Here is a 26169-nt window from a genome sequence, read left to right on the forward strand (position 1 = left end):
GACCTCGCGCTGTTACGGTGATCGCATGACACCCGGAAGCCCCGCCCAGGCGACCCGTGCCCCGTTGACCGCCGCGCAGGTGGCCGAGAGGATCTCTCGCGGCGAGAGCAACGCCATCGAGTCGCGCACGAGTCGCAGTTTCGGCGAGATCTTCCGGGCGAACGCCTTCACGCGCGTGAACGGGATCTACCTCGTGATGTTCCTGCTCATCCTGGGCACCGGCTACTTCATCGACGGGCTGTTCGGGCTGCTCATCATCGTGAACAGCGTCGTCGGAATGGTGCAGGAGGTGCGTGCCAAGCGCACCCTGGACCGGCTCGCACTGCTCAGCAAGGCCCCCGCCCGCGTCGAGCGCGCAGAAGGGGTCGCGGAGATCGACGTGGAAGAGCTCGTGCTCGACGACGTCGTGCTCGTGGCGGCCGGGGATCAGATCCCGGTGGACGGCGAGGTGCTCGACGCGACCGGTCTCGAGGTGGACGAGTCGCTGCTCACGGGCGAGTCGGAACCGGTCCTCGCAGGGCCCGGATACGAGCTCAAGTCCGGGAGCTTCGTCGCCGCGGGATCTGCAAGCTTCCGCGCCACGGCCGTCGGCGAGCATGCATACGCCGCCCGCCTCGCCAAGGAGGCGTCCGAGTTCCGCAAGCCGTCCTCGCAGCTCCGTGCCGGGATCGACCAGATCCTGAAGTACGTGACCTGGGCGCTGATCCCGGTCGGCGTGCTCACGATCGTCAACCAGATCTGGGGCCATGCGGAGGACTGGCGCAATGCGGTGCGCGGGCTCGTCGCCGCGCTCGTGCCGATGGTGCCGGAAGGCCTCGTGCTCATGACGAGCGTCGCGATGGCCGTGGGCGTGATCCGTCTCGGACGCCGGAACTGCCTCGTGCAGGACCTGCCGGCGATCGAGCAGCTCGCCCGCGTCGACGTGGTGTGCACGGACAAGACCGGGACCCTGACCGAGGACGGCATGCGGGTGGGCGCCGTCGAGCGCCTCGGCGTCGACGACGATCGCATCGAGGCCGCCCTCGCCGCGATCGGCCGCGCCGAGGGCAAGCCCAACGCCAGCATGGCGGCGATCCTGGAGCACGTCGGCGATGCGCCGGCGCTCGTGGCGCAGACCTCGATCGCTTTCTCCTCGTCGCGCAAATGGGCCGCGATGCAGACGGCCGATGCCGCCACGGGCGCCGTGGAGAGCTGGGTGCTCGGCGCCCCCGATGTGCTGCTCGCGGTCGGCGATGCGGCCCGCAGCCGCTCCGATGCGCTCGCCTCCGAGGGCCTGCGGGTGCTCGCCCTCGCACGCAGCGACCGTGCGCTGCCGGATCCGGAGGAGCCGGGCGACGGGCTCCCTGGCGGTCTCGTCGCGACCGCGCTCGTGATCCTGGACCAGCGGCTGCGCGCCGAGGCACCAGGCGCCATCGCGTACTTCGCGGAGCAGGACGTCGACATCAAGGTCATCTCCGGCGACAACGCGGCCGCGGTCGGCGCGATCGCCGCCGAGGCCGGCGTCCCGAACGGGCGCAACGCGGTCGACGCCCGCACCCTGGACCCGGATTCGGCGCACTTCGACGCCGAGGTGCGCGACCGCACCGCGTTCGGCCGGGTCACGCCGACCCAGAAGCGCGCGATGGTGCACGCGCTGCAGGGGGACGGACATGTCGTCGCGATGACCGGCGACGGCGTCAACGACGTGCTCGCGCTCAAGGACGCCGATGTCGGCGTGGCGATGGGATCCGGATCGCCGGCAGCGCGCGCCGTGTCGCGCATCGTGCTGCTGGACAACTCCTTCGCCACGCTGCCGCATGTGGTCGCGGAGGGGCGCCGCGTGATCGGCAACATCGAGCGGGTCGCGACCCTGTTCCTCACGAAGACGCTGTACTCGATCCTGCTCGCGCTGCTGGTCGCGGTCACCGCCGTGCCGTTCCCGTTCCTGCCCCGGCATGTCACGCTCATCGCCTGGTTCACGATCGGGATCCCCGCGTTCTTCCTCGCTCTCGCGCCGAACACGGCACGCGCTCAGGACGGCTTCGTACGGCGGGTGCTCGACGCGGCCGTGCCGGGAGGCATCGGCGCCGCGCTCGCCTCCTACGGCGCGTACCTGACCGCGCGTGCGGTCTTCGGCACGGAGCACAGCGAGCGCGTGCAGAACGCGTCGACCGGATTCCTCGCTCTCGTGATCGTGGCGTTCTTCGTGCTGATCACCGTGGCCAGGCCTTTCCAGCCGTGGAAACTCGGGCTCGTGGGCGCCATGATCGGCGGCATGCTGGTCGTGATCCTCAGCCCGCTCGGATCCCAGGTCTTCGACGTCGACCTGCACGATCCTCGCGCCGTGCTGATCGCGTGCGCGTTCGGCGCCGCCGGGATCGCGGTGCGCTTCGGCGCGCGCGCCGTCCTGCGCGCGATCTACGGCGCCGTCTCCCGTCGCCGCCGGCGTCGCGACGCGCTCCCTCACCCCTGACCCGCTCTCTCCGCCCCTTCCGACTTCCCCCACCTCCGAGTCGTCCCCGTCAGCGGACGCCATGGGCACCGCTGACGGGGACGACTCGGAGGTGGGAGGGGGTCAGTCGGCTCGGGCGAGGGCGATGCGGCGGGCCGCGCTGATGCGGCGGACGTGCACCCGCTCCGCGAGAGCGGCGCCGATCGTGCCGGCCTGCCGGGCGAGATCCTGCGCCTGCCGCTCGACGAGCGCGTGGAACCGCGCGGCGACGGCGAGGCTGAGCGGGATCCCGATCAGGCATGCCAGCCACCACTGCTCGGCCCCGAGCAGGTAGCAGAGCGAGGCCAGGATCGGGGCGTGCACGAGGTAGAGGCTGAACGACACGCGTCCCAGCCACTGCATCGGCCGGACATCGAGCACCCGGCGGGCTCCCGGCCACACCAGGGCGAGGACCACGAGCAGCGCCGCGCCGGCGCCAGCGAGCGCCCAGAGCACGTCGGCCGCCGCCGTGCCCGCGGTGATCGGACGCGCCAGCCAGCTCGCGATGAGCAGGACGCAGGCGATGACGGAGAGCCAGGGGAGCGCCCGGCGCACGCGGGGACGCTCGGCCCAGGCCTGAAGATCCGCGAACCGCACCGCGATCAGGGTGCCGAGCAGGAACACCGGCAGATAGGCGAGCGCGGACTCCCCGGTCGCGCGACCCACGAACATGAGGATCACGGCGAGTCCGGCGGCGGGCACCGCGAAGCGGCGGATCCGCAGCGCGGCCCAGAGGTACAGCGGCAGCAGCAGCGAGAAGAACAGCTCCCAGCGCAGCGACCACAGCACGTTGTCGATCGGATAGTTCGACCGCAGGAGCGTCATCTGCGACAGCACGTCGCCGGCGGAGACGCTCGTCGCCTGCGCATCCTGCATCCACGAGTTGTCGGGCATCGTGGACGCGTCGCGCGGGATCAGCTGGACGAGGAGCGCGGCCGCTCCGAGCGCGGCGATCACCGGGACGTACAGCCGGACCAGGCGCGCGGGGTAGTACCGCGCCCAGGAGAAGCCCGGCCGCAGCGCAGGCAGCACGACCACCATCCCGGACAGCACGAAGAACACCATGACCGCCTCGGATCCGGCCAGGAGCAGCTTGAGCGGCGACTGCGTGAGCAGCGCCCAGCCGGCCGGGTCGATCCACGGTTCCGCGATCAGGGAGGCGTGGTGGACAAGGACGATCCCCGCGGCGAGACCGCGGAGTCCGTCGAGGGAACTGATCCTGCCGTTACCGTTCTGTGACATCCCTTTCCACGGTAGGCACCGAGTCTGGGTGCCTCCTGGACTGCGCCCCGGAGAGCGCGAAGGACGTCCGGTTCAGTCCGCGGCGACGACGATGACCGCGCCGCCCGTGAGGGACACGAGCTCGTCGAACGTCATCGGCATGACCGTGTGCGGGGTGCCGCCGGCGGTCCAGACCACGTCGTAGTCGCGGAGCGCCGCGTCGATGAACGTCCGCACCGGGGCGGGGTGGCCGACCGGTGCCACGCCGCCGATCGCCTGCCCCGTCACCTCGCGCACCGTCGCTGCGGGCGCCATCGCGACCGTCTCCGCGCCCACGGCTGCGGTGAGCAGGGCGATGTCGACCCTGTGCCGACCGCTGGTCATCACGAGCAGCGGCTCGCCGTCCGCGAGGAAGAGCAGGCTGGATCCGATCGCGCCGACCTCGCAGTCCAGCGCCGCGGCGGCCTCGACGGCGGTGCGTGCGGAATCGGGCAGCTCGCGCACCTGTGAGGAGAGTCCCGCGGCGCGCACGTGCTCCTGCACGATCCTGCTGCGCTCGGGGAGGGAGGCGGTCTGCTCTGTCATGCGACCATGCTGGCACAGCGCCCGCGTCACCGGGCGCCCGTCAGCCCGGCGCATGTGCAGAACATGGAACGATGGATCCATGACCACCGCCAACCTCACCCGCACCGAGACCGCCGCTCGATCCGCGAGCGTGGACCTGCACCGGCTTCGTGTCGAGCTCGATGTGACCGGCGCCACCGACCCGGCGAACACCGGGTTCTCGGTGACCACGACGCTGCAGTTCGACGCGCGTACGACCCAGACGTGGGCCGACTTCCTCGGCGAGGCCGTGCACGACGTCGAGGTGAACGGGCAGCGGCGTGAGGTCGAGTGGGACGGCGCGCGGATCCGCCTCGTCGGCCTCGCCGAGCACAACACCGTGGTCATCCGCGCCACCGGTGCCTACAGCCGCTCCGGGGAGGGGCTGCATCGCTTCGCCGACCCGGTGGACGGGGGCGTGTACCTGTACACGCACGACGAGCCGGCCGACGCGCGTCGCTTCATGGCCTGCTTCGAGCAGCCGGACATGAAGGCGGCGATCACGGTCGTGGTGACCGCTCCCGAGGGCTGGGAGGTGCTGTCGAACCAGTCGCCCGCGACGACGAGCGTCAGCGACGGCGCGCAGACCGTCGATTTCGCGCCGACGCTGCCGCTGTCGAGCTATCTGACCTGCATCGCGGCGGGCCCCTATGCGCGCGTGTCGTCCGAGTGGCGGCGCGGCGATCTCGTCGTGCCGCTCTCCGTGCTCAGCCGCGCTTCGATGGCGGAGCACCTCGCCGCCGACGAGATCCTCGAGATCACCCGGCAGGGCCTGGACTTCTTCGCGGAGGCGTTCGCGTTCCCGTATCCGTGGGGGAAGTACGACCAGATCTTCGTGCCGGAGTACAACATCGGCGCGATGGAGAACCCCGGTCTGGTGACCTTCACCGAGTCGTACCTCTACCGGGGGGCCGCGACCCGCGCGCAGCGGCAGGCGCGGGCGAACACGATCCTGCACGAGATGGCGCATATGTGGTTCGGCGACCTGGTCACCATGACCTGGTGGGACGACCTGTGGCTCAAGGAGTCGTTCGCGGACTACATGGGATCGCACGCCTCCGTCGCCGCGACCGAGTTCACCGATGCCTGGGTCGCGTTCGCCAACCGGCGCAAGGCGTGGGCGTACACGCAGGACCAGTTGCCCAGCACCCATCCGATCGTCGCCGACATCGCCGACCTCGAGGCGGCGAAGCTCAACTTCGACGGCATCACCTACGCCAAGGGCGCGGCCGTGCTCAAGCAGCTCGTGGCGTTCGCGGGGGAGGACGCGTTCTTCGAGGGCGCCCGCCGCTACTTCGCCCGGCATGCCTACGGCAACACCACGCTCGAGGACCTGCTGGTCGAGCTCGAGCAGGCCTCGGGCCGCGACATGCGCACCTGGGCCCAGGCGTGGCTGCAGACCACCGGCATGAGCACGCTGAGCATCGAACGCGGGGAGGACGGCAAGGCCGTCGTCGTCCAGACGGATCCGCGTCCGCATCGACTGCAGATCGGCCTGTACGACCTACAGGACGATGCGCTGGTGCTGCGCGAGCGGATCCCCGTCGACATCGCCGAGGAGCGCACCCCTGTCGCGCTGCCGGATGCCGACCTCGTCCTGCTCAACGACGGCGACCTCACGTACGCCAGGGCACGGCTCGACCCGCGTTCGCTGGCGGCCGTCGAACGGGGACTGTCCTCGCTCTCCGATCCGCTCGCGCGAGCGCTGCTCTGGTCGGCGCTGTGGAACGCGACGCGGGACGGCGAGCTCGCCGTCGAGCGCTACCTCGGGATCGTCGTGGCGCATGCGCCCGCCGAGACCGACAGCGCGCTGCTCGGCGGCGTCGTGCTGAACGCGCCGTTCGCGATCGGGCACTACCTGCCCGAGGCCGCCGTGGCCGAGGCGCGGGCCGCGTGGCTGGACGCGACGTGGGCGGCGCTCGGTGGGGCGGAGCACGGCGGCGACGCGCAGCTCGTCTGGGCGCGCGCGTTCGCCGCTGCCGCGGCCTTCGACGACCGCCGGCGTCTCGACGTCTCCACCCTGCTGATCGGATCGGGGCCCGAGGGCCTCCCGATGGATGCCGACCTTCGCTGGGAGCTGCTCACCGCGCTCGTCGCCACCGGTCACGCCGGGGCGGAGGAGATCACCGAGGAGCAGCTGCGCGACCACACGGCGAGCGGTCGCACCGCGGCGCTCGCGGCCGCGGCGTCGACGCCGAGCGCCGCGGTGCGTGCGGCCGACTGGCGCGCCGCCTGGGTCGATCTGACGCTCACGAACGACCACCTCGACGCCACGATCCGCGGCTTCGGGGCTGGCGGGCGGCGCGATCTCGTCGCCGCCTTCGACGCTGAGTACTTCTCGCGGATCGAGGCGGCCTGGGCGGATCGGTCGATCGAGATCGCCCGGCGCCTGGTGATCGGGCTGTATCCGGACGCGCAGACCACCGATCTCGTCGACGCCTGGCTCGATGCGCATCCCGACGCCCCCGCCGCGCTCCGCCGGCTCGTGCTCGAGCAGCGCGACCACCAGCAGCGCGCGATCCGGGTGCGCCGGGCACAGGGAGGCCTCGCCGGCTGAGCCCCGGCGTCCGGCCCGCAACTTCGAAGGCCGGATGCGACTCCGCAGGAGGATCCGACCGCGATCATCCTGCAGGGTTGCATTCCTCCTGCCGACTGATGCGGCGCGCACGACGGCACGGACCCGAGAGCCCGGGATCCGGGAGGACGCGGACCGGCGGATCTAGAGTGTGCGCATGACGTTCGCGACCCTGGCGCTGCTGGTGCTGGTGGGACTCGCCGGCCCCGTGCTCTCCGCCCGGCGAGCCTGGCGGATCCCCGTGATCGCCGGCGAGCTCGGGGCGGGGCTCGTGATCGGGTCGACGGGGTTCGGCTGGGTGGACGCGGCGGAGCCGACGTTCACGCTGCTCGCACAGCTCGGGTTCGGCCTCATCATGCTCGTGATCGGCTCGCACATCCCGATCCGGGACACCGCGGTGCGCGCCGCGGTGGGGCGCGGCGCGGCGGGCGCCGCGATCGTGGCCGCGGTCGCCGTGGCGCTCGGCGTGGGCACCGCTCTGCTGTTCGGCACCTCGCACGGGGCGGTCTACTCCGTGCTCATCGCCTCGTCCTCGGCCGCGCTCGTGCTGCCCATGCTGCGGTCCCTCGATGTCTCGGCCGATTCCGCCGCGCAGCTCATCGCGCAGATCGCGATCGCCGACGTGGCCTGCATCGTCGCGCTCCCGCTCGTGCTGCAGCCGGAGCGCGTGCCGCTCGTCGCGCTCGGCGGGGTCGGCATCGCCGTGGTGGGGGTGGTGCTCGTGCTGGTCCTCCGACGCGTCGGCACCCATCGGCTGCGGGTGCTGCACGAAGTCTCGGAGGACCGGCAGTTCGCGCTCGAGCTGCGGTTCAGCCTGCTGGCGCTGTTCGGGCTGGCGGGGATCGCGCAGTTCACGCACGTCTCGGTGATGATGGCGGGCTTCACGCTCGGACTGGTGCTCTCGGCGGTGGGCCAGCCGCGGCGTCTCGCCCGTCAGCTGTTCGGCATGACCGAGGGCTTCTTCGGGCCGCTGTTCTTCGTGTGGCTGGGCGCCTCGATCAATCTGCGTGATCTGGGATCGCACCCCGAGATGATCCTGCTCGGACTCGCGCTGGGCGCCGCGGCGGTCGTCGCGCACCTCGCGGGGCGCGTCACCGGCTTGCTCTGGGCTCAGGCGGTGGCGTCGGCGGGGCAGCTCGGCGTGCCCGTCGCGGCGGTGGCCCTGGGCGTCGAGACCAAGGCGCTGCTGCCCGGAGAGGGGGCCGCGATCCTGCTCGGGGCTCTCGTGGCCGTGGTCGCGTGCTCCGCCGCGGTCGCCGTCGTCTCGCGACGGAATGCCGCATCGTCGCCGCCGGCTAGCCCCGAGGAGCGACCTGCATCCCCATGACCGTGCGCACGATCCACGGATGAGCGTGGTCGTCGGCGATGTGCGTCATGCCGAGCTTGGCCGCCACCCGCAGCGACGCGGCGTTCTGCGGATGGATGATGGCGGTCAGCGCGGTCGGGGCGAACACGCTGCGGACGAGCTCGACGCAGGCCTGTGCCGCCTCGGTCGCGAAGCCCTCGCCCTGCCGGTCCGCGCGCACGTGGTAGCCGACCTCGCGGACGGCGATGCCGTTGTACGTCTGCCAGGTGATCCCGCAGTCGCCCAGGAACTCGCCCTCCGCGGTTTCGATGATCCAGAGGCCGTGGCCGTCCTGCTCATAGCGCCGGCGCTGGTTCGCGATCCACTCGGCGCTCTCGTCCCTCGTCTTCGGGGCCGGATAGAACGCCATGACCTCGGGATCCCCGAGGAGCGCGGCCATCGGATCGAGGTCGCCGTCGTCCATCTCCCGGGAGCGGATCCGTGGGGTGGGCGAGGGGAGGAGGCGCGCGGCGGCCACCTCAGACCTCGAGGTCGTCGCCGGGATCCAGCTCGAAGAACTCCCCGCTGTTCTGCTCGGTCGCCCATTTCAGGCGTCCGCGGTGCATGTTCGAGCCGATCACGGAGAGCGTCATGTCGTGCGTGCCGAACGCTCGGCGGGGCTTCACGGCCAGCACGAAGTCGATCGCTTCGCCGATCTTCAGCCACGGGGCGCCCAGCGGCGCCGCGAGCGTGCCGACCTCGACGTCCTCCGGCACAGCGTAGGAGTCGCCCGGGTAGTACAGCTCGTCGTCCACCAGCACCCCGACGTTGTCGATGAGCGGGATCGAGGAGTGGATCTCCGCGTGCACGCCCCCGAAGAAGCGCAGCGTGAAGTCGCCCGCCGTGACGGTGTCGCCGGGAGCGACCTCGGTGATCTCGTACCCCTCGGCGGCGCGCACCACGCCGGCCGGGGCGAAGATCGGGGTTCCGGCGGCGGCGCGCAGGATCCTGTCCAGGTGCTCCGGCGTCCAGTGGTCCGCATGCTCGTGAGTGATCACGACGCCCACCAGGCGGTGCAGTTCGTCGAGCGGGAGCGTGAAGCTCCCCGGATCGATGAGCAGGGTCTGGCCGTGGTCCTCGACGCGGAGCGCCGCGTGCTCATGCTTGGTGATGCGCATTCCCCGAGCGTAATCCTGCGGGGCGCGACACACCCGGGGTTCGCATCGAGGCGGGCTCGATTTGGCGGCCGCTGGGGGTCATGTCATACTTGAACGGTTGTCGCGAGACGGAAACGGATCGCCAAGAAGGCCCCATCGTATAGCGGCCTAGTACGCCGCCCTCTCACGGCGGTAACGCGGGTTCGAATCCCGCTGGGGTCACAGACAACACACGAAAGCCCTCGGTTCGCCGAGGGCTTTCGTCGTTCCCGGGAGGCATCGCCGCGAAGCCGACACGCGCCGCCGGGAATACGACGAACGATGACGAGCGTTGAGGAGCGGGGGAAACCCTCGACCTAGGCTGGAGAGATGCCTGTGAACGCTACGACCGACGCCGATTCCACGGCGGCGCGCGCCGCCCACGACGAGTGGAAGGCGGACCGGCTCGCCGCAGTGACGGCACCGCAGGGAAACCTCGCCCTCATCGAGACGCGATGGCTGGATCCCGAGGACGGGACGACGCCCGAGGAGGCGTCCGAAGGCCTGCCCGACACGGTCGTCGTGACCGAGCTGACCCGCCGCCACCTCACGACGGGGGAGCCCGAGCGCGGTCTGCGGTTCTGGGACGCGGCATCCGCGCGCAATCGTGAGTTCGAAGGCATCGCGACGTTCGACTACGACCCCGCCTGGCGACTGACCGGCACGTTCACCCCGGTCGACGGCGGCCGCGCCGTGCCCTACGAGCACCTCCGTGACAACGGCCTCAGCCGCGAACTGCCCGTGCCAGGCGACCTCGCGGTCACGATCGACGGCACCGACTACTCGCTCGATGCGTTCGACGACGGCGGCACGCTGCTGCTCGTGTTCGCGGACCCGACGAACCGCACCGAGGATCCTGAGTCCCGCACCTACGGTCCTGGACGGTTCCTGTTCGTGCAGGACGACTCCGGTCTCGACGGGACCCGCGACGTCGTGCTCGACTTCAACCGCGCGTTCGTGCCGCCCTGTGGCTTCTCCGACCAGTACAACTGCCCGCTGCCGCCGCTCTCCAACCGGCTGGCGACGCCGGTGCGCGCCGGCGAGCGCCTCCCTCTTCCCGACCAGCACTGACGCAGCCCGAACAGCACTGAAGTCTCCCGACCAGCAAGGACGATCCATGAAGTTCTCCCGCATCGCGGCACTCGCCGCCTCCCTGACCGTGGTGGCCGTGCTCGCCACCGCGTGCTCCGGCGGGGCCGGCACGGCCGGCGGCACTCCCGACGCGAACGCGACCATCCGGATCGGCTCGCTCTCGGCGCCGCTGAACCTGTCGAACGTCGACGCGGGCGGACAGGGCGTCACCGAGGCGCTGAACGGGAACGTGTACGAGGGGCTGTTCCAGCTCAGCGACGACGGCAAGGTCGTCAACCGCCTCGCCACCGACTACACGGTCAGCCCCGATGGCCTCGCCTACACGGTGAAGCTGCGCAGCGGCGTGAAGTTCCACTCCGGCAAGGCGCTGACCAGCGCTGACGTGAAGTCCTCGCTCGAGCGGGTGCTCTCCGACAGCTCGCAGTCCGCGCGCAAATCGCAGCTCGCGGTCGTGGACGGCGTCGAGACGCCCGACCCGGAGACCGTCGTCTTCCACCTGAAGTCGCGCTCGATCTCGTTCCCGTACAACCTCACGTACGTGTGGATCGTGAACACCGACGCGAAGGATCTGAAGACCGCCGAGGACGGCACGGGGCCGTACACGGTCGACCAGTTCAAGCGCGGCTCCTCGCTCACGCTGAAGCGCTTCTCCGACTACTGGGGCACCGCGGCGAAGAGCAAGGAGGTCGACTTCACCTACTTCACCGACGCGTCCGCGCTCTCCAACGCGCTGCTGACCAACGCGGTCGACATCGTCACCCAGGTGCAGAGCCCCGACGCGCTCACGCAGTTCACGGGCAACAAGGACTTCACGGTCTCCGAGAACACCTCCACGACCAAGGAGCTGCTGGCCTTCAACGACAAGGTCGCGCCCTTCGACGACAAGCGGGTGCGCAAGGCGATCACGCAGGCGATCGACAACAAGAAGCTGCTGGATTCGATCTGGGACGGCCGTGGCACGCTGATCGGATCCATGGTCCCGCCGACGGACCCCTGGTACGAGGACCTCACCGCGGTGAACCCGTACGACCCCGCGGCGGCGAAGTCGCTGCTGGCCGAGGCCGGGCAGTCCTCCCTCTCGTTCACGCTCGACACCCCGTCCTACGACCCGCACCCCGCGGTCGCGGAGTTCATCAAGTCCGAGCTGGCCAAGGTCGGCGTCACGGTGAAGATCAACACGATCTCCGAGGACCAGTGGTACACGAATGTCTTCCAGAAGAAGGACTTCGCGGCGACGCTGCAGGAGCACGTCAACGACCGCGACCTGGTCTGGTACGGAAACCCCGACTTCTACTGGGGTTACGACAACCCGCAGGTCGTGCAGTGGGTCGCCGACGCCGAGCAGGCGAGCAGCACCGACGAGCAGACCGCGATCCTGAAGAAGGTCAACACGCAGATCGCGGAGGACGCCGCGAGCGACTGGCTGTTCCTCGCCCCGCAGATCGTCGTCGCGTCGAGCTCGGTCAAGGGCTACCCCGTGCACGGCCTGAACTCGCAGTTCTTCGTGGCGGACATCGAGAAGACGCAGTGATCGCAGCCGTCGAGCGGGAACGGCGGACAGGAGCGCGGTGACCCGGTACCTCGTTCGCCGCCTGCTCTTCCTGGTGCTCTCGTTCCTGGTGGGGATGCTCGTCGTCTTCCTCCTGCTGCGGGTGCTGCCAGGCGACCCGGCGAACGCGCTCATCTCGGTGAACGCGACGCCGGAGCAGATCGCGGCGGCGAGGGCGCAGGTCGGATCCGACCAGCCGGTGATCGTGCAGCTGGGATCGTGGCTCTCCGGACTGCTCCGCGGCGATCTGGGCACGTCGTTCACCTCGGGCGCTCCCGTCGCGGGCGACATCGCCGCACGGCTCGCGGTGACGCTGCCGCTCGCTCTCATCTCCTTCGTGATCGCGACCCTGCTGGGCTCCGTGATCGGAGTGGTCGCGGCGGCGCGGGCCAGGACCTGGTACGGCGCGCTGCTGGGCGCCATCACTCAGCTGGGCATCGCCGTGCCGGTGTTCTGGGTCGGGCTCCTCGTGGTCTGGCTGTTCGCGCTGACGCTGAGACTGCTGCCCTCGGGCGGCTTCCCGCGGGACGATTGGGCCGATCCGGGTGCGGCGCTCAGCGCCCTCGCGCTGCCGGTCATCACGATCGTCATCGTGATGAGCGCCTCGCTCGCGCGCTACGTGCGCTCCGCGACGCTCGACGTCCTCGACTCCGACTACCTGCGCACGGCCCGCGCGCTGGGGGAGAGCCGCGCCGGAGCGTTCTTCGCGCACGGGGTGCGCAACGCGGCCGTCCCAGTGATCTCGATCCTCGGCATCGAACTGGCGTCCACGCTGCTCGGCGCGGTGGTGGTCGAGTCGGTCTTCACGCTCCCCGGCCTCGGCGCGCTGCTGGTCAAGGCCGTCGGCGAGCACGACTACCCGAGCATCCAGGGCGTGCTCGTGGTCACCACCGCCCTCGTGCTGCTCATCGGCTTCCTGGCCGACGTCGCCCAGCGCCTCGTCGACCCGCGCCTGCGGGGCAGCATCTCGGCGAGAGGGGGCCAGGCATGACCCGATCCTTCCGGCGCCGGGACATCACACTCACGATCGGGATCGCGATCCTCGCGGTGCTCGCCGTCGCGGCGCTCGTCTCGGTGTTCTGGACGCCGTTCCCGCTCGACGACACATCGGGTGGACGGCTCGTGCCGCCGGGCGGCGCGCACCTGTTCGGCACCGACAAACTCGGGCGCGATCTGTTCAGCCAGATGCTCGCCGGCACGCGGATCGCGATGCTGGTCGGGCTCGGCGCCGTCGCCCTCGCCGGCGTCATCGGCTTCGTGGTCGGCACGGCCGCGGCGCTGCTGCCGGGGTGGGTGGACGACGCGGTCTCCTCGCTCCTCGATGTGCTGATCGCCTTCCCGACGCTCCTGCTCGCGATGCTGATCGTCGCTGCCAGGGGCCCCGGCCTGGACACCGCGATCGTCGCCATCGGGATCGCCGGATCCGCGATCGTGTCGCGCTTCACGCGGATCCTCGTCAAGAGCGTGCTGTCGCGGAGCTTCGTCACGGCCGCGCGCACGTCGGGTGCGCCGACCCTGGGCGTGCTCGTGCGGCACGTGCTGCCGAACATCTGGCCCGCGCTGGTGGTGAACCTCGCGGTCCTCTTCGGCGCCGCGATCATGGCGGAGGCCTCACTGTCCTATCTGGGCCTCGGCGTGCCGCCGCCCAACTCGTCGCTCGGACGGCTGCTGCAGGAGGCGCAGGGCACCGTGCTGACGTCGCCCTGGGGCGCCGTCATCCCCGGCGCCGTGATCGCTCTGCTCGTGCTGGGCGCGAACGCGGTTGCGGACGGTCTTCGGGAGCGGTTCGATCCGACCAGACGGGGGAGGAGCTGATGAGCGCGACGCTGCAGGTGCGGGGACTCCGCATCGTCACGAGCGCGGGAGCGGAGCTGGTCCGAGACCTCGACCTCGATCTCGCTCCGGGCGAGCGGCTGGGCCTCGTCGGCGAGTCCGGATCCGGCAAGACGCTCACCGGACTCGCGCTGCTGGGCCTCCTGCCGTCGGGGCTCACGGCGAGCGGATCGATCCGGCTCGACGACACCGAGCTGATCGGCGCCGGCGAGCGGGTGCTGCAGCGCGTCCGCGGATCGCGGATCGCCGCGGTGTTCCAGGATCCGTCGTCCGCGCTCGACCCCCTCATGCGGGTGGGCGACCAGATCGCCCGGCCGCTGCGCCGGCACCGCGGTCTGCAGGGCGCGGCGCTGCGCGCAGCCGTGCGTTCGGCCGCGGAGGAAGTGCGCCTGCCGGATCCTGAGCGACTGCTGCAGCGCTACCCCTTCGAGCTCTCCGGCGGACAGCGTCAGCGGGTCGCGATCGCGATGGCTCTCGTCTGCCGTCCCGACGTCCTCCTCGCGGACGAGCCGACCACCGCGCTCGACGTCACCGTCCAGGCCACCGTGCTGGAGCTGCTCGACGACGCGGTGCGGCGGCACGGCACCTCGCTCGTGTTCGTCTCGCACGATCTCGCCGTCGTCGCCGGGATCGCCGAGCGCGCGATCGTGCTGCGCCGCGGCGAGGCCGTCGAGGAGGGCCCCGCTCGACGCATCGTGACCGCACCCGAGCATGAGTACACCCGTCGCCTGGTGGGGGCGGCCCGTGAGCTGGAGTCGGCGCTCGACCGCTTGAGCGGCACCGGTACCGCCGGAGAGGGAGGCCGCGCATGAGCGCCCTGTTCACGCTCGATGGGGTCTCGCATCACTACCGTCGATCCGCCCCCGCGGCCCTGCAGGATGTGACCTTCGCGGTCGAGGAGGGGCACAGTCTCGGGCTGGTCGGCGAGTCCGGATCCGGCAAGACCACCGCGCTCTCGCTCATGCTCGGCCTGCGGCGTCCAACCGCGGGAAGGGTGCTGTTCGAGGGGGCGGCTCCGGCCTCGGGGTCTCGCGCCGCCGTGCGGGCCTTCCGGCGTGCGGTGCAGCCCGTCTACCAGGACCCCTTCGCTTCGCTGGATCCGCGTCAGCGCGTCGACTCCGTCCTCGCCGAGCCGCTGCGGTGGCTCGGTGACCGCGACCACGACCGTGACGCCGAGCGCGGGGACCGGGACGCGCGCGCCTCCCGCCGGGATCGGCTGGTCGAGGCGCTGCGGGATGTGGAGCTCGAGGACGACGCCCTGCTGCGCTACCCGCACGAGTTCTCCGGAGGGCAGCGGCAGCGCATCGCGATCGCGCGCGCCTTGATCACGCGCCCTCGGGTGCTGCTCGCGGACGAGCCCGTGAGCGCGCTCGACCTGTCCACCCGACTCGACATCGTGCGGCTGCTCGCGCGCCTCCAGGCCGAGCACGGCATGACCCTCGTGATGGTCTCGCACGACCTCTCGATCGTCGCCGAGCTGTGCGCGGACGTCGTGGTGCTGCAGGGCGGACGCGTGGTCGATGCCGGGCGGACCGCCGATGTGCTCGCGAACCCGCGGAGCGCCTACACGCGTGCTCTCATCGACGCGGTGCCGAGGCTCCCGCAGGCGTGAGCGGCGCGCGGTATGCGCCGACGAGCCACAGCGCGAGCGCGGAGGCGATCAGCGCGCAGACGGCGAGCGGGAGATCCAGGCCGTAGGCCGTGATCGCGAGGATCGGCAGCAGGAAGACGACGACGGCCGCGGCCGTCACGCCGCGGGACGGCTTCTCGCCCATGGCCGGTGCCTTCTCGAAGCGCACGAGCCAGAGCGACAGGAGCCATACCGCCGCGAGCACGACGATCAGGAACGGCACCCGCGTCCACCACCAGAGCGCGCTGCCCGGCGCGGGCATCGGCACAGGGAGCAGCAGCTGCACCCCGATCAGGACCATGATCATCGGCAGGTGCCAGAGGTACACCGTCATGAGGCGCGAGCCGATGAGCAGCACCGCGCCCTGCGCGGCGCGGGTGCGCATGAGGGCCGTGAGCGGGCGGTGCAGCGCAGTGAGCGCTGCCGCCTGGACGACGGCGAGGATCGCGAGGGGCATCGTGGGCGGCCACTGATTGCTGAGCATGTTCCAGGAGTAGCCACCGAGGGACACGAGGCCCCAGATCGCGAGGTACCCGACGGCGATGAGCCCGAGCAGCTGCCAGAACCTGCGACGGGAGAACCAGCCGTCGAACAGGAAGAAGCCGACCTGCTGGGCGAACAGCCAGACGAAGACCACGTTGGGGATGCCGAAGAGCTCGGCGCCGATGCCGTAGCCGGTCGAGGGGACGTGGCCGAGTCCGAAGAGCCCGCCGGCGACGAGGAAGCGGAGCGCGTCGGTCGCCGCGGCGCCGGCCAGCAGCACGAGCGGCAAGAACATGCCGAAACGGGCATGCAGCCCGATCATCCAGGGAGCCAGGGCCTGCACGAGCAGGTACGCGGCGAGGAACCACAGCGGGGAGCCGACGCCGATCGCGATCGTGTCGACGAGCGCGGGATCCACGCCGAGCATGCGGGTCGCCGCCAGGGCGACGGAGAAGAAGACGAACACGGGGATCGCCGGACGGGCCAGCCGCGCCAGGCGCAGGCGGATGAAGCCGACGGCGTCGTCGCCGCGACGCTGTGCGGATCGCCAGCCCGCGCGGGCCGCATAGCCGCCGACGACGAAGAACAACGGCATGATGTTCAGGATCCAGCTGACCGCGTCGAACCAGACCTGGCCTTCGACGGTGCGCTCGATGAGCAGGGAGCCGTCAGGGCGCCGGCCGACGCCGGTGAACAGGATGTGCACGAACACCACCAGCACGACGCACGCGACGCGGGTGAGGTCCAGCGTCAGATCCCGCCCTTCGCGGACGACGCTGGCTGCGGAGACGGCGGCGTTGCCCATGGCGACGACCCTAGCGGCGCCCGCATGCCGCGCGTGGCATCGAACGAGGTCGGCGAGCCGCGGTCGGGGACCGGCGTACGATGGTCCCATGCGCGTGACGAACTCCTGGTGGTGGCTGCTCTAGCAGCCGCACGCGCAACGAACGACCTCTCATTCACGCGGGCTGCATGGCGGCCCGCGTTCCTCATGTGCGCAGTGCATCCGTGCGGCTCCCGACCCTGGAGCAGACATGGACACCTTCACCGCGACGACCGCCCGCATGACGCGGCTGCGATCCGAGATCGCCGCGCGCCCGGAACAGCATCGGATCCTGACGGGGGAGCGCCCCACCGGGCGCCTGCATCTCGGCCACCTGTTCGGCACGATCCTCGAGCGCGTGCGCCTGCAGACCGCGGGCGTCGAGACCTTCGTCGTGCTCGCCGACTATCAGGTGATCACGGACCGGGAGAGCCCGGGAGAGGTCCGCGAGAACATCGTCGAGGCGGTGCGCGACAACCTCGCGGCGGGGCTCGATCCCGAGCGCACGGTGTTCTTCACGCACTCGTCGATCCCGGAGCTGAATCAGCTGCTGCTGCCGTTCCTCAGCCTCGTGACCGAGGCCGAACTCCACCGCAACCCCACGGTGAAGGCCGAGGCGCAGGACTCGGGGCGGGCGCTCGGCGGACTGCTGCTGACCTACCCCGTGCATCAGGCGGCCGACATCCTGTTCTGTAAGGGGACGCTCGTGCCGGTCGGCAAGGACAACCTCCCGCACGTCGAGATGACCCGCACCGTGGCACGACGCTTCAACGAGCGGTACGGGGCGGTCTTCCCGGTGCCGGAAGGGCTCGTGACGGACTCGCCAGAGCTGCCGGGGCTGGACGGCAGGAAGATGTCGAAGAGCCACGGGAACGGGATCGCCCTCGGCATGAGCGAGGAGGAGACGGCGCTCGCGATCCGTCGCGCGCGCACGGACTCGGAGCGGCTCATCGCGTACGACCCCGAGCGCCGTCCCGGCGTCGCAGGCCTCCTCACGACGGCCGCCACCTGTCTGGGCGTCGCCCCGGAGGAGGTCGCGGCCCGGATCGGCACGGGAGGGGCGGCCGAACTGAAGCGCGTCACCACGACCGCCGTCAACGACTTCCTGCGCGCGCACAGGGAGCGCCGAGCGCGGATCTCGCCGGAGGACGCCGCCGCGGCGATCCGCGCGGGCAATGCGCGTGCCCGCGGGATCGCCGTCGACACCCTCGACGAGGTCCGCGCCGCGATGGGGATGCGCTACGGCTTCTGAGCCTCGGGCTCGGGCTCGGTCTCCGCGGCCTGCGTGCTCCTGTCGGTGGTGCGGCGGGTGCGCCGAGCACGGCGCGTCCGCACGATCGCCCAGACGATGAGCACCACGACGAGCGCGAGAGCCAGCCAGGGAAGCAGGAATCCGAGGGCGATCACGAGGGCGTTGAGGGACACGATGAGTCCCTTCCAGCCTGCGGCGAGACCGTCGCCGAAGCCTCCCGGATCCGCCGCGGCCGGTGCTTCGCGCACAAGCGTCACCTGCACGGAGGACATCGCGACCTGGGACTCGAGGTCCTTCAGCTGCTGCTGCGCCGACTGCAGCTGGGACTGGCGGTCGGTGAGCGCGGTCTCGGCCGTGAGCAGATCCGACACCGAGGTCGCCTGGGACATCAGCTGGGTCAGGCGCGTGACGGACGCGGTCAGCGAGTCGATCTGCGCGCGCAGGTCGGTCGTCGCCGTGGTCACGTCGTTCGTGCCGATCGAGGTCGCCAGCACCGTGCCCTGTCCCCGCAGCGCGTCCATCACGGCGTCGAGGTCCGCGACAGGCACCCGCAGGGTCACCCAGCCGTCTCCGGACGGCGGAGGGACGATCCCGCCATCGGTCGCCACGGGTCCCTGGGCGGAGCCGATCTGCTGACTCTCCACGAAACCGCCGTGCTTCTCGGCGAGAGCGGCCAGGGCATCGGCGGCCTTGCGCACGTCGTCGACCTGCACGGTGGCGGATCCGGTGCGGATCACGTCCCGAGCCTCGTTCGTCGACGGCGCGGAGCCGCCCGCGGAGGACGAGGCGAGATCCTTCGCCGACTCCGGACCCGGCACCGTGCCGGAGGCGGCGTGGTACGGCTCGGGAGAAGCGGCCGATCCGGACGACGCCGTGGAGAAGGACCCGGTGGCGTTCAGGATCGCCGGCGTGACCAGCACTCCCACCGCGAACGCCGCCGCGACGCCGCCTGCGGTCAGCCAGCCGCGGCGGCGAGCGCGATGACGCGCGGTGGTGGCGCGGACCTTCTCGGCGTCGCGCTCCTCGGCGATCTGCGCGAAGACCGCCTCCTCGATGCGGTCGACCGTGTCGTCGCTCAGCGGGGGAAGGCCCGTGGGGGTCGTGGTCATGATGCGGGCTCCGTTTCGGTCACAGCGCCGCGCAGGCGGGTGCGCACGCGGGAGAGACGGTTACGGACGACGCCGTGCCCGACGCCGAGCTCGGCGGCCGCGGCCCGGTAGTCCCAGCCCTCGGTCGCGCACAACCGGAAGATCTCCCGGTCGAGCACGGTCATCCCGTCGAGCTCCGCGGCGATCCTGTCGGCGAGCTCGGCGGCGATCACCTGCTGCTCGACATCGATCAGTGCGGGGAGCAGCTCGTCCACGCCCTCGGCGGTGTGCGCCGCATCGCGCTGGCGGCGGCGCAGCCGGTTGGCCGCCTGGAACCGGCAGATCGTCGCCAGCCAGGGCAACAGCGAATCGCCCGCGAGCTCCAGGCCGGGCAGCTTCCGCCAGGCGACCACGAAGGCCTCCTGGGTCACATCCTCGGCGTCGCCGGCATCCCCGAGGATGCCGTACGCGATCCAGTAGACCGGGCGGGCGTAGGCGCGGTACAGCGTGCGGAAGGCGCTCTCGCTCCCCGCCGCCGCGCGCGCGACGAGCGTCCTGTCGTGTGCGTCGTGTGCCATTCCGGCTCCGTTCGGTGTCTCTCACTCTATGAGTGTCGGCACCGGCGGAATCGTCTCAGCCCTTGCTGACGATCGGCACGTGCGGATCCTTCTGGTGGCGCAGCCAGATCGTGGACAGCGCCGGGATCGTCAGGGTCGCCTGCGGGGAGCCGTTCTCGACATCGGTCGCGTACACGAGTCCGAGGTTGCCCTCGCCGTGCCCGCCGAACTCGGCCGCATCGGTGTTCAGCACCTCGGTCCAGCCGCCGGCGAGCGGCAGGTCGAGCCGGACGCCGTGCCGGGTCGTTCCGGCGAAGTTGCTGATCACCGCGAGATGTCCGCCGTGCGCGTCGCGGCGCACGAAAGCGACGATGGTCGGATCCCAGTCGGGGGCGCCGATCCGCGTGAACGAGCTGCTGTCGTGATCCCGTTCCCACAACGGCGCGTTCTGCCGGTACGTGCCGTTCAGCGCGCCGACGAAGTCCTGCAGCTGGCGGTGCGACGGCTGATCGAGCAGCCACCAGTCCAGACCCCGGTCGACGGACCACTCGGAGAGCTGGCCGAACTCCTGCCCCATGAACAGCAGGTTCTTGCCCGGGTGCCCCCACATGTAGCCGAGGTACGCCCGCACGTTCGCGAGCTTCGCGGCGTGGTCGCCCGGCATCTTCGAGAGGAGGCTGCCCTTGCCGTGCACGACCTCGTCATGGCTGATCGGCAGGATGTAGTTCTCGCCGAACGCGTAGACGAAGGAGAACGTCATCTCGCCCTGGTGGTGCGAGCGGTACAGCGGGTCGCGCTCGATGTAGACGAGGGAGTCGTTCATCCAGCCCATGTTCCACTTGAACCCGAAGCCGAGCCCGTTGTGATCGGTCGGCGCCGTCACGCCGGGGAAGCTCGTCGACTCCTCGGCGACCATGACGATGCCGGGGTGCTTGCGGTACGCGGTCGCGTTGACCTCCTGGAGGAACCGGATCGCCTCCAGGTTCTCCCGTCCGCCGTGCACGTTGGGCTCCCACTCGCCGTCGTTGCGCGAGTAGTCCAGGTAGAGCATGGAGGCGACGGCGTCGACGCGCAGGCCGTCGGCATGGAACTCGTCCAGCCAGAACAGCGCGTTCGCGACGAGGAAGTTGCGCACCTCGTTGCGGCCGTAGTCGAAGATGAGCGTGCCCCAGTCGCGGTGCTCGCCGCGGCGCGGATCCGGGTGCTCGTAGACGGCCTCGCCGTCGAAGCGGGCGAGGGCGAAGGCGTCCTTCGGGAAGTGTCCCGGCACCCAGTCGATGATGACGCCGATGCCGGCCTGGTGCAGCCGGTCGATGAGGTGCTTCAGGTCGTCGGGCTCGCCGTAGCGGTGCGTCGCGGCGTAGTAGCCGGTCACCTGGTAGCCCCAGGATCCGTTGAAGGGGTGCTCGGCCACGGGCATGAACTCGACGTGCGTGAACCCGGTGGCTGTGACGTGCTCGATGAGCTCGTCGGCGATGTCGCGGTAGCCGAGGCCGGGTCGCCACGAGCCGAGGTGCAGCTCGTAGACGCTCATCGGCTGGGCGACCGCGTGCGTCGCCGCACGACGGGTCATCCAGGCGCCGTCTCCCCAGGAGTACTCCGACCGTGTGACGATCGAGGCCGTCGCGGGCGGGACCTCGGCGAGCTGCGCCATCGGATCCGCCTTGAGGATCCAGGATCCGTGCGGGGTGAGGATCTCGTACTTGTAGTGCGCGCCGGCGTCGACGCCGGGCACGAACAGCTCCCACACGCCGCTCGAGCCCATCGAGCGCATCGCGTCCAGGCGGCCATCCCATCCGTTGTGGTCGCCGACCACGCGCACGGCCTTCGCATGCGGCGCCCACACGGCGAACGCCGTGCCCTGGTCGCCGTCGATGAAGCGCGGGTGCGCGCCGAGCGCGTCCCAGAGGCGCTCGTGGCGGCCCTCGCGGATGAGGTGCAGGTCGAGCTCGCCGATCGTGGGGGCGTGCCGGTACGGATCGGAGGAGATCCAGTCCGGCGCGTCGCCGTACGTCGCCTTGATCCGGTAGGCGCCGGCGGGGCCGGTGACCTCTCCCTCCCAGACTCCTGCCGCGAGATGGGTCAGGGGCACCTCGACACCGCCGTCGAGCAGCACCGACACGCCCTTCGCGAGCGGTCGCAGCGCGCGCACGATCGTCACGCGTCTGCCGCCCGACTCGGGCTGCGGATGCGCTCCGAGCACGGAGTGCGGGTCGTGGTGCGAGCCCGAGGCCACGGCCTCGAGCACAGCCGGGTCGATCGCAGTGGTGATCATGGCTGCCCCTTCACATGGAGGATGTGCACCGGCTCCGTGAAGGCGTCCAGGCGCACGAAATTGTGATCCGTCCAGGTCCAGACGGATCCGGTGACGAGGTCCTCGACCTCGTACGCCGTTCCGGGCTCGACGCCCCACGCGAGGGTGTCGAGATGCACGGTGGTCTGCCGCACCGAGTGCGGGTCGACGTTGGCGACGACGATGATCGTGTCGCCGGAGTCCGTGCCGGTGAAGGGCGCGTCCAGGTGCTTGGAGAACACCAGGACCGCGTCGTCGTCGCTCCAGTGCAGCTGCAGGTTGCGCAGCTGCCGCAGTGCAGGGTGCGCGCGGCGGATCTCGTTGAGGCGGGTGAGGTAGGGAGCGAGCGAGCGCCCCTCCGCCTCGGCCTTCGCCCAGTCGCGCAGCTTGTACTCGTACTTCTCGTTGTCGATGTTCTCCTCGGAACCGGGACGGGCCACGTTCTCGAACAGCTCGTAGCCGGCGTAGACGCCGTAGAGCGGCGCACCCGTCGCGGCGATGGCGGCCCGGATCCGGTACGCCGCGCGCCCGCCGAACTGCAGGTACTCGGTGAGGATGTCCGGGGTGTTCACGAACAGGTTCGGGCGCATGTAGTCGGCCGTCTCCTGCGAGACGGAGAGCAGGAACTCCTCGAGCTCCGCCTTGGTGTTGCGCCAGGTGAAGTAGCTGTAGCTCTGCTGGAACCCGACCGCGGCGAGCCCCCGCATCGGCGCGGGGCGGGTGAACGCCTCGGCCAGGAAGACCACGTCGGGATGCTTGGTGTTGACGGTGCGGATCAGCCACTCCCAGAACCGCAGCGGCTTGGTGTGCGGGTTGTCGACGCGGAAGATCGACACGCCCTGCGCGATCCAGTGCTCGACGATCCGCAGCACCTCGGTGTAGAGGCCCACCGGATCCCGGTCGAAGTTCAGCGGGTAGATGTCCTGGTACTTCTTCGGCGGGTTCTCCGCGTAGGCGATCGTGCCGTCCGGGAGCTCCGTGAACCACTCCGGGTGCGTGGTGACCCAGGGGTGGTCCGGGGCCGCCTGCAGCGCGAGATCGAGGGCCACCTCGAGGCCGAGCGCGTTCGCCTTCTTCACGAAGGCGCGAAAGTCGGCGAGGGTCCCGAGGTCGGGATGCACGGCGTCGTGCCCGCCCTCCGCGGCGCCGACCGCCCACGGCGATCCGGGATCGGCGGGGCCGGCGGTGAGCGTGTTGTTCGGTCCCTTGCGGTTGAGCCGCCCGATCGGGTGGATCGGCGGGAGGTACAGCACGTCGAAGCCCATCGCCGCGACGGCGGGGAGACGCTCGGCGGCGGTCTCGAAGGTGCCGCTCGCGATCGTGCCGTCCGTCTCGCGCGCCGCGCCCTCCGAGCGCGGGAAGAACTCGTACCAGGCCGCGGCGCCGGCGATCGTGCGCTCGACCAGGACCGTCTGCCACGCCGTGGCGGAGTCGAGTGCGGTGAGCGGGCGGTCCGCGAAGAGGGCCGCGAGCTCCTGGTCGGTCGCGACGGCGAGCGCGTCCTCCGCGGTCCCGTCGGGGGAGCGCAGTCCCTCCGCCACCGCCGCGAGCCTCTTGCGCTCCGGCTTGGGACGGGACTTGTCCTTCGCGGCCCGTCCGAGCAGGCCCGCACCGAGGGCGCGCATCACCTCGACGTCCACACCGGCCGCGATCTTCAGCTCTGCGGCGTGGGCCCAGGTCGCGAACTCGTCCGCGAACGCCTCGAAGCGGAACGTCCACGCGTTGGTCTCGTCGAGCGCGACGTCGACCTGCCAGCGATCGGTGCCGTCGCCGAGCGGGGTCAGCCGGTGCAGGCTCTCCTGATGGTTCGGGGTGCGCAGCCGCAGGTGCACGCCGATGAGGTCGTGCCCCTCGCGGAAGGCGACGACCCGGAACGGGATCACCTCGCCGGAGAAGGCCTTCGGGTGGAACCCCTCGGGGGCAGCGGGGGAAGGATCCGCGAGCGGGATGCGGGTGGTCTGCGCGTCCGCCGCATCGGCGTCGGGCAGTGCGCGCACCGGGATCCGGGCGGTGCTGCGGAGAGCATCGGACGAGGGCTGTGCGGCGGTTCGTTCGGACACACCCTGAACCTACCGCTCTCCGAGGTCCGAAGAGGTAACGGGCGGGTCACTCCGCGCGGAACAGTCGCATCGAGGTGCCGGGAAGGGCGAGCACGTCGCCCGGCCGATGCACCGCCTCGACCGGCGAGGGGCGCTCCTCCGCGCTCGACCACAGCGCGACGTAGCGCGACACGCCGTCGATCTCCGGCAGTCGGACGTCGATCGGCGACTCGGTGCCGTGCACGACGAGCAGGATCCGGTTGAAGGCCTCTTTGTCCGGCGTCGACGATGCGACGTACTGCAGGGTGCGGTTGCGGGGGTCGTTCCACTGCTCGACCTCCATCGTCTCGCCGTCCTGGTCGTACCAGTCCATGACCGAGGCGTTCGGGATGTGCTCGCCGAGCCGGGCGTAGCGGAGCGGGCGCAGGGCAGGGTTCTCCTCGCGCAGCCGGGTCAGCAGCGAGGCGTGCGCGAACAGGTCCTGCTGCCACGGCTCGTGATCCCAGTTGAGCCAGCTGATCGCGGAGTCCTGGCAGTACGCGTTGTTGTTGCCGCGCTGGGTGCGCCCGAACTCGTCGCCGGCGGTGAGCATCGGCACTCCGGCGGAGAACAGGAGCGTGCCGAGCAGGTTGCGCATGGCCTTGCGCCGTGCCGCGAGGATGACCGGATCGTCCGTCGGCCCCTCCGCGCCGTGGTTGAACGAGCGGTTCATGTCGGCGCCGTCGTGGTTTCCCTCGCCGTTGGCCTCGTTGTGCTTGACGTCGTAGGAGACCAGGTCGCTCAGGGTGAAGCCGTCGTGCGCGGTGACGAAGTTGATGCTCGCGAGCGGGCCCCGCTCGTCGGTGAAGGTGTTCGCCGATCCGGCGAGCCGATTCGCGAACCCGCCGATGCCGGTCGGCGCCGAGGCACGGCGGGCGTAGTCGATGTCACTGAGCCAGAAGTTGCGGACGCGGTCGCGGTAGCGATCGTTCCACTCGCTCCAGCCGGTCGGGAAGTTCCCCGTCTGCCAGCCGCCGAAGCCGACGTCCCACGGCTCTGCGATGATCTTCGCGTCGGCGAGGACCGGATCCGTCCTGATCGCGTGCAGCAGCGGATGCTGCGGGTCGTACGAGTTCGCGGCGTCCCGGCCGAGCGCGGTGGCGAGATCGAAGCGGAACCCGTCGATCTGCATCTCCGTGGTCCAGTAGCGCAGCGAATCCAGCACGAGGCGAGCGGCTGCGGGCGTCGCGGTGTCCAGGGTGTTCCCGCAGCCCGTCGTGTCGATGTAGCTGCCGTCCTCCTGCTGGCGGTAGTAGAGGGCGTTGTCGATGCCGCGCAGGCTGGTGCGAGGGCCGCCGATGCCCTCCTCGTTCGTGTGGTTGTACACGACGTCGAGGATCACCTCGAGGCCGGCCTCGTGCAGCAGCTTCACCATCCCCTTGAACTCGCGCAGGACCGCCTCCGGGCCCTCCTTGCGCGAATCCTCGGTGGCGTAGGCCGCATGCGGCGTGAAGAAGTTCAGGGTGTTGTAGCCCCAGTAGTTCGAAAGGCCCCTGTCCAGCAGCCGCGGCTCGGAGGCGAACGCCTGCACGGGCAGCAGCTCGACGGCGGTGATGCCGAGCTCGCGGTAGTACTCGATCATCGCGGGGTGCGCGACGCCGGCGTAGGTGCCGTGCAGCGCCGGCGGCACTCCGGGGTGACGCTTGGTGAGCCCCTTGACGTGACCCTCGTAGATCACGGAGCGATCGAGAGGCGTCTGCGGCTTGGCGACGCCGCCCCAGTCGAAGCCGTCCTCGATGACGACCGAGCGCCACTCCTCGTAGCCGTCGCCCTGCGCGAGGCCCCTGGCATAGGGATCCAGCAGCAGGGTCTCCGGGTTGAACGTGTTGCCGGGGCTGTGCGCGCCGTCGACGCGCAGCGCGTAGCGGGTCCCGGGCTTGAGCAGGTCCGTAGTGATCTCCCACACGCCACCGGGGCGGCGCTCGAGCGCGAGCTGGGCGGTCTCCCAGTCCAGGTCGGTCTCATCGAAGATCACGAGCTCGATCGAGGACGCGTTCTGCGACCAGACGCGCAGCGTGGCGACCCCGTCGTGAAGGCGGACGCCGAGGTCGTCCAGGGACGCGCTGCACAGGGCGCAGCCCTCGCCGTCGGATACCGGCGTCTCGACCTCTATCGCGTGCGGACACATGAGGGAAAGAATA

20 protein-coding genes and 1 tRNA gene are annotated in these 26169 nt (G+C 70.8%); 11 read left to right on the forward strand and 10 right to left on the reverse strand.

The genetic code is table 11. The features are described 5' to 3' along the window. The first annotated feature begins 25 nt into the window (after positions 1–25). Positions 26–2452: an HAD-IC family P-type ATPase gene (locus CQ044_RS12480; protein WP_105688766.1), complete on the forward strand. Its 2427-nt coding sequence runs from the start codon at positions 26–28 to the stop codon at positions 2450–2452. 102 nt (positions 2453–2554) lie between these two features. Here the strand turns inward: CQ044_RS12480 and CQ044_RS12485 are convergent, their stop codons facing one another. Both CQ044_RS12485 and CQ044_RS12490 read right to left on the reverse strand, forming a co-directional pair. Beyond that, entirely contained in the window at positions 2555–3712 is a 1158-nt protein-coding gene (locus tag CQ044_RS12485) for an acyltransferase (RefSeq protein WP_105688767.1), read from the reverse strand. 72 nt (positions 3713–3784) lie between these two features. Then, entirely contained in the window at positions 3785–4276 is a 492-nt protein-coding gene (locus CQ044_RS12490; protein ID WP_105688768.1) for a YbaK/EbsC family protein, read from the reverse strand. Positions 4277–4355: 79 nt separating this feature from the next. Between CQ044_RS12490 and pepN the strand changes: the two genes are divergently transcribed. Together pepN and CQ044_RS12500 are read left to right on the forward strand one after the other, a co-directional pair. After that, on the forward strand, positions 4356–6851 hold the full coding sequence (gene pepN, locus CQ044_RS12495) for an aminopeptidase N (RefSeq protein ID WP_105688769.1): 2496 nt from the start codon (positions 4356–4358) through the stop codon (positions 6849–6851). 175 nt (positions 6852–7026) lie between these two features. Then, complete coding sequence (locus CQ044_RS12500; RefSeq protein WP_105688770.1) at positions 7027–8196, forward strand: cation:proton antiporter; 1170 nt, start codon at positions 7027–7029, stop codon at positions 8194–8196. Here CQ044_RS12500 and CQ044_RS12505 read toward each other — a convergent pair. Together CQ044_RS12505 and CQ044_RS12510 are read right to left on the reverse strand one after the other, a co-directional pair. Beyond that, the gene (locus CQ044_RS12505) at positions 8165–8692 is read right to left on the reverse strand and encodes a GNAT family N-acetyltransferase (RefSeq protein ID WP_308736930.1); all 528 of its coding nucleotides are present in this window, start codon (positions 8690–8692) and stop codon (positions 8165–8167) included. The genes CQ044_RS12500 and CQ044_RS12505 overlap by 32 nt on opposite strands. A gap of 1 nt (position 8693) precedes the next feature. Beyond that, positions 8694–9332 (reverse strand): MBL fold metallo-hydrolase, encoded by a 639-nt coding sequence (locus CQ044_RS12510; RefSeq protein ID WP_105688772.1) that lies wholly within the window; start codon positions 9330–9332, stop codon positions 8694–8696. A 128-nt stretch (positions 9333–9460) separates the two neighbouring features. On the opposite strand from CQ044_RS12510, the gene CQ044_RS12515 reads away from it, so the two are divergent. The 7 genes from CQ044_RS12515 (at position 9461) to CQ044_RS12545 (ending at position 15436) form a co-directional block, all read left to right on the forward strand. Continuing rightward, positions 9461–9533: transfer RNA gene (locus CQ044_RS12515), tRNA-Glu, on the forward strand. 147 nt (positions 9534–9680) lie between these two features. Then, positions 9681–10421, forward strand: coding sequence for a DUF1684 domain-containing protein (locus tag CQ044_RS12520; protein WP_105688773.1), 741 nt, complete (start codon positions 9681–9683; stop codon positions 10419–10421). Positions 10422–10467: 46 nt separating this feature from the next. Beyond that, on the forward strand, positions 10468–11973 hold the full coding sequence (locus tag CQ044_RS12525) for an ABC transporter substrate-binding protein (RefSeq protein ID WP_105688774.1): 1506 nt from the start codon (positions 10468–10470) through the stop codon (positions 11971–11973). A gap of 37 nt (positions 11974–12010) precedes the next feature. Continuing rightward, a complete protein-coding gene (locus CQ044_RS12530) occupies positions 12011–12982 on the forward strand; it encodes an ABC transporter permease (protein ID WP_105688775.1) in 972 nt (323 codons plus the stop codon). After that, complete coding sequence (locus CQ044_RS12535; RefSeq protein WP_105688776.1) at positions 12979–13806, forward strand: ABC transporter permease; 828 nt, start codon at positions 12979–12981, stop codon at positions 13804–13806. Before CQ044_RS12530 ends, CQ044_RS12535 begins: the two co-directional genes overlap by 4 nt. Beyond that, entirely contained in the window at positions 13806–14636 is an 831-nt protein-coding gene (locus CQ044_RS12540; RefSeq protein ID WP_105688777.1) for an ABC transporter ATP-binding protein, read from the forward strand. Before CQ044_RS12535 ends, CQ044_RS12540 begins: the two co-directional genes overlap by 1 nt. Next, the gene (locus tag CQ044_RS12545) at positions 14633–15436 is read left to right on the forward strand and encodes an ABC transporter ATP-binding protein (protein ID WP_105688778.1); all 804 of its coding nucleotides are present in this window, start codon (positions 14633–14635) and stop codon (positions 15434–15436) included. The genes CQ044_RS12540 and CQ044_RS12545 overlap by 4 nt, the downstream gene beginning before the upstream one ends. On the opposite strand, the gene CQ044_RS12550 is transcribed toward CQ044_RS12545, so the two are convergent. Beyond that, entirely contained in the window at positions 15402–16742 is a 1341-nt protein-coding gene (locus tag CQ044_RS12550) for an acyltransferase (RefSeq protein WP_181158308.1), read from the reverse strand. The genes CQ044_RS12545 and CQ044_RS12550 overlap by 35 nt on opposite strands. Before the next feature lie 229 nt (positions 16743–16971). Between CQ044_RS12550 and trpS the strand changes: the two genes are divergently transcribed. Further along, on the forward strand, positions 16972–18012 hold the full coding sequence (trpS, locus tag CQ044_RS12555) for a tryptophan--tRNA ligase (protein WP_105688780.1): 1041 nt from the start codon (positions 16972–16974) through the stop codon (positions 18010–18012). Here the strand turns inward: trpS and CQ044_RS12560 are convergent. The 5 genes from CQ044_RS12560 to glgX all read right to left on the reverse strand — a co-directional run bounded on the left by CQ044_RS12560 (position 18000) and on the right by glgX (position 26156). Then, positions 18000–19121: a DUF4349 domain-containing protein gene (locus tag CQ044_RS12560; protein ID WP_105688781.1), complete on the reverse strand. Its 1122-nt coding sequence runs from the start codon at positions 19119–19121 to the stop codon at positions 18000–18002. The two genes, trpS and CQ044_RS12560, sit on opposite strands and share 13 nt — an antisense overlap. Next, positions 19118–19678 carry an RNA polymerase sigma factor gene (locus CQ044_RS12565; RefSeq protein WP_105688782.1) on the reverse strand — a complete coding sequence of 187 codons (561 nt, stop codon included), beginning with the start codon at positions 19676–19678 and terminating at the stop codon, positions 19118–19120. Before CQ044_RS12565 ends, CQ044_RS12560 begins: the two co-directional genes overlap by 4 nt. Before the next feature lie 55 nt (positions 19679–19733). Then, positions 19734–21932: a 1,4-alpha-glucan branching protein GlgB gene (gene glgB, locus CQ044_RS12570; RefSeq protein WP_105688783.1), complete on the reverse strand. Its 2199-nt coding sequence runs from the start codon at positions 21930–21932 to the stop codon at positions 19734–19736. Continuing rightward, positions 21929–23947, reverse strand: coding sequence for a maltotransferase domain-containing protein (locus tag CQ044_RS12575; RefSeq protein ID WP_105688831.1), 2019 nt, complete (start codon positions 23945–23947; stop codon positions 21929–21931). Before CQ044_RS12575 ends, glgB begins: the two co-directional genes overlap by 4 nt. Before the next feature lie 109 nt (positions 23948–24056). Beyond that, entirely contained in the window at positions 24057–26156 is a 2100-nt protein-coding gene (gene glgX / locus CQ044_RS12580; protein WP_105688784.1) for a glycogen debranching protein GlgX, read from the reverse strand. Positions 26157–26169 lie beyond the last annotated feature (13 nt).

The organism is Microbacterium sp. MYb64, from assembly GCF_002979495.1.
GTDB lineage: Bacteria > Actinomycetota > Actinomycetes > Actinomycetales > Microbacteriaceae > Microbacterium > Microbacterium azadirachtae_A.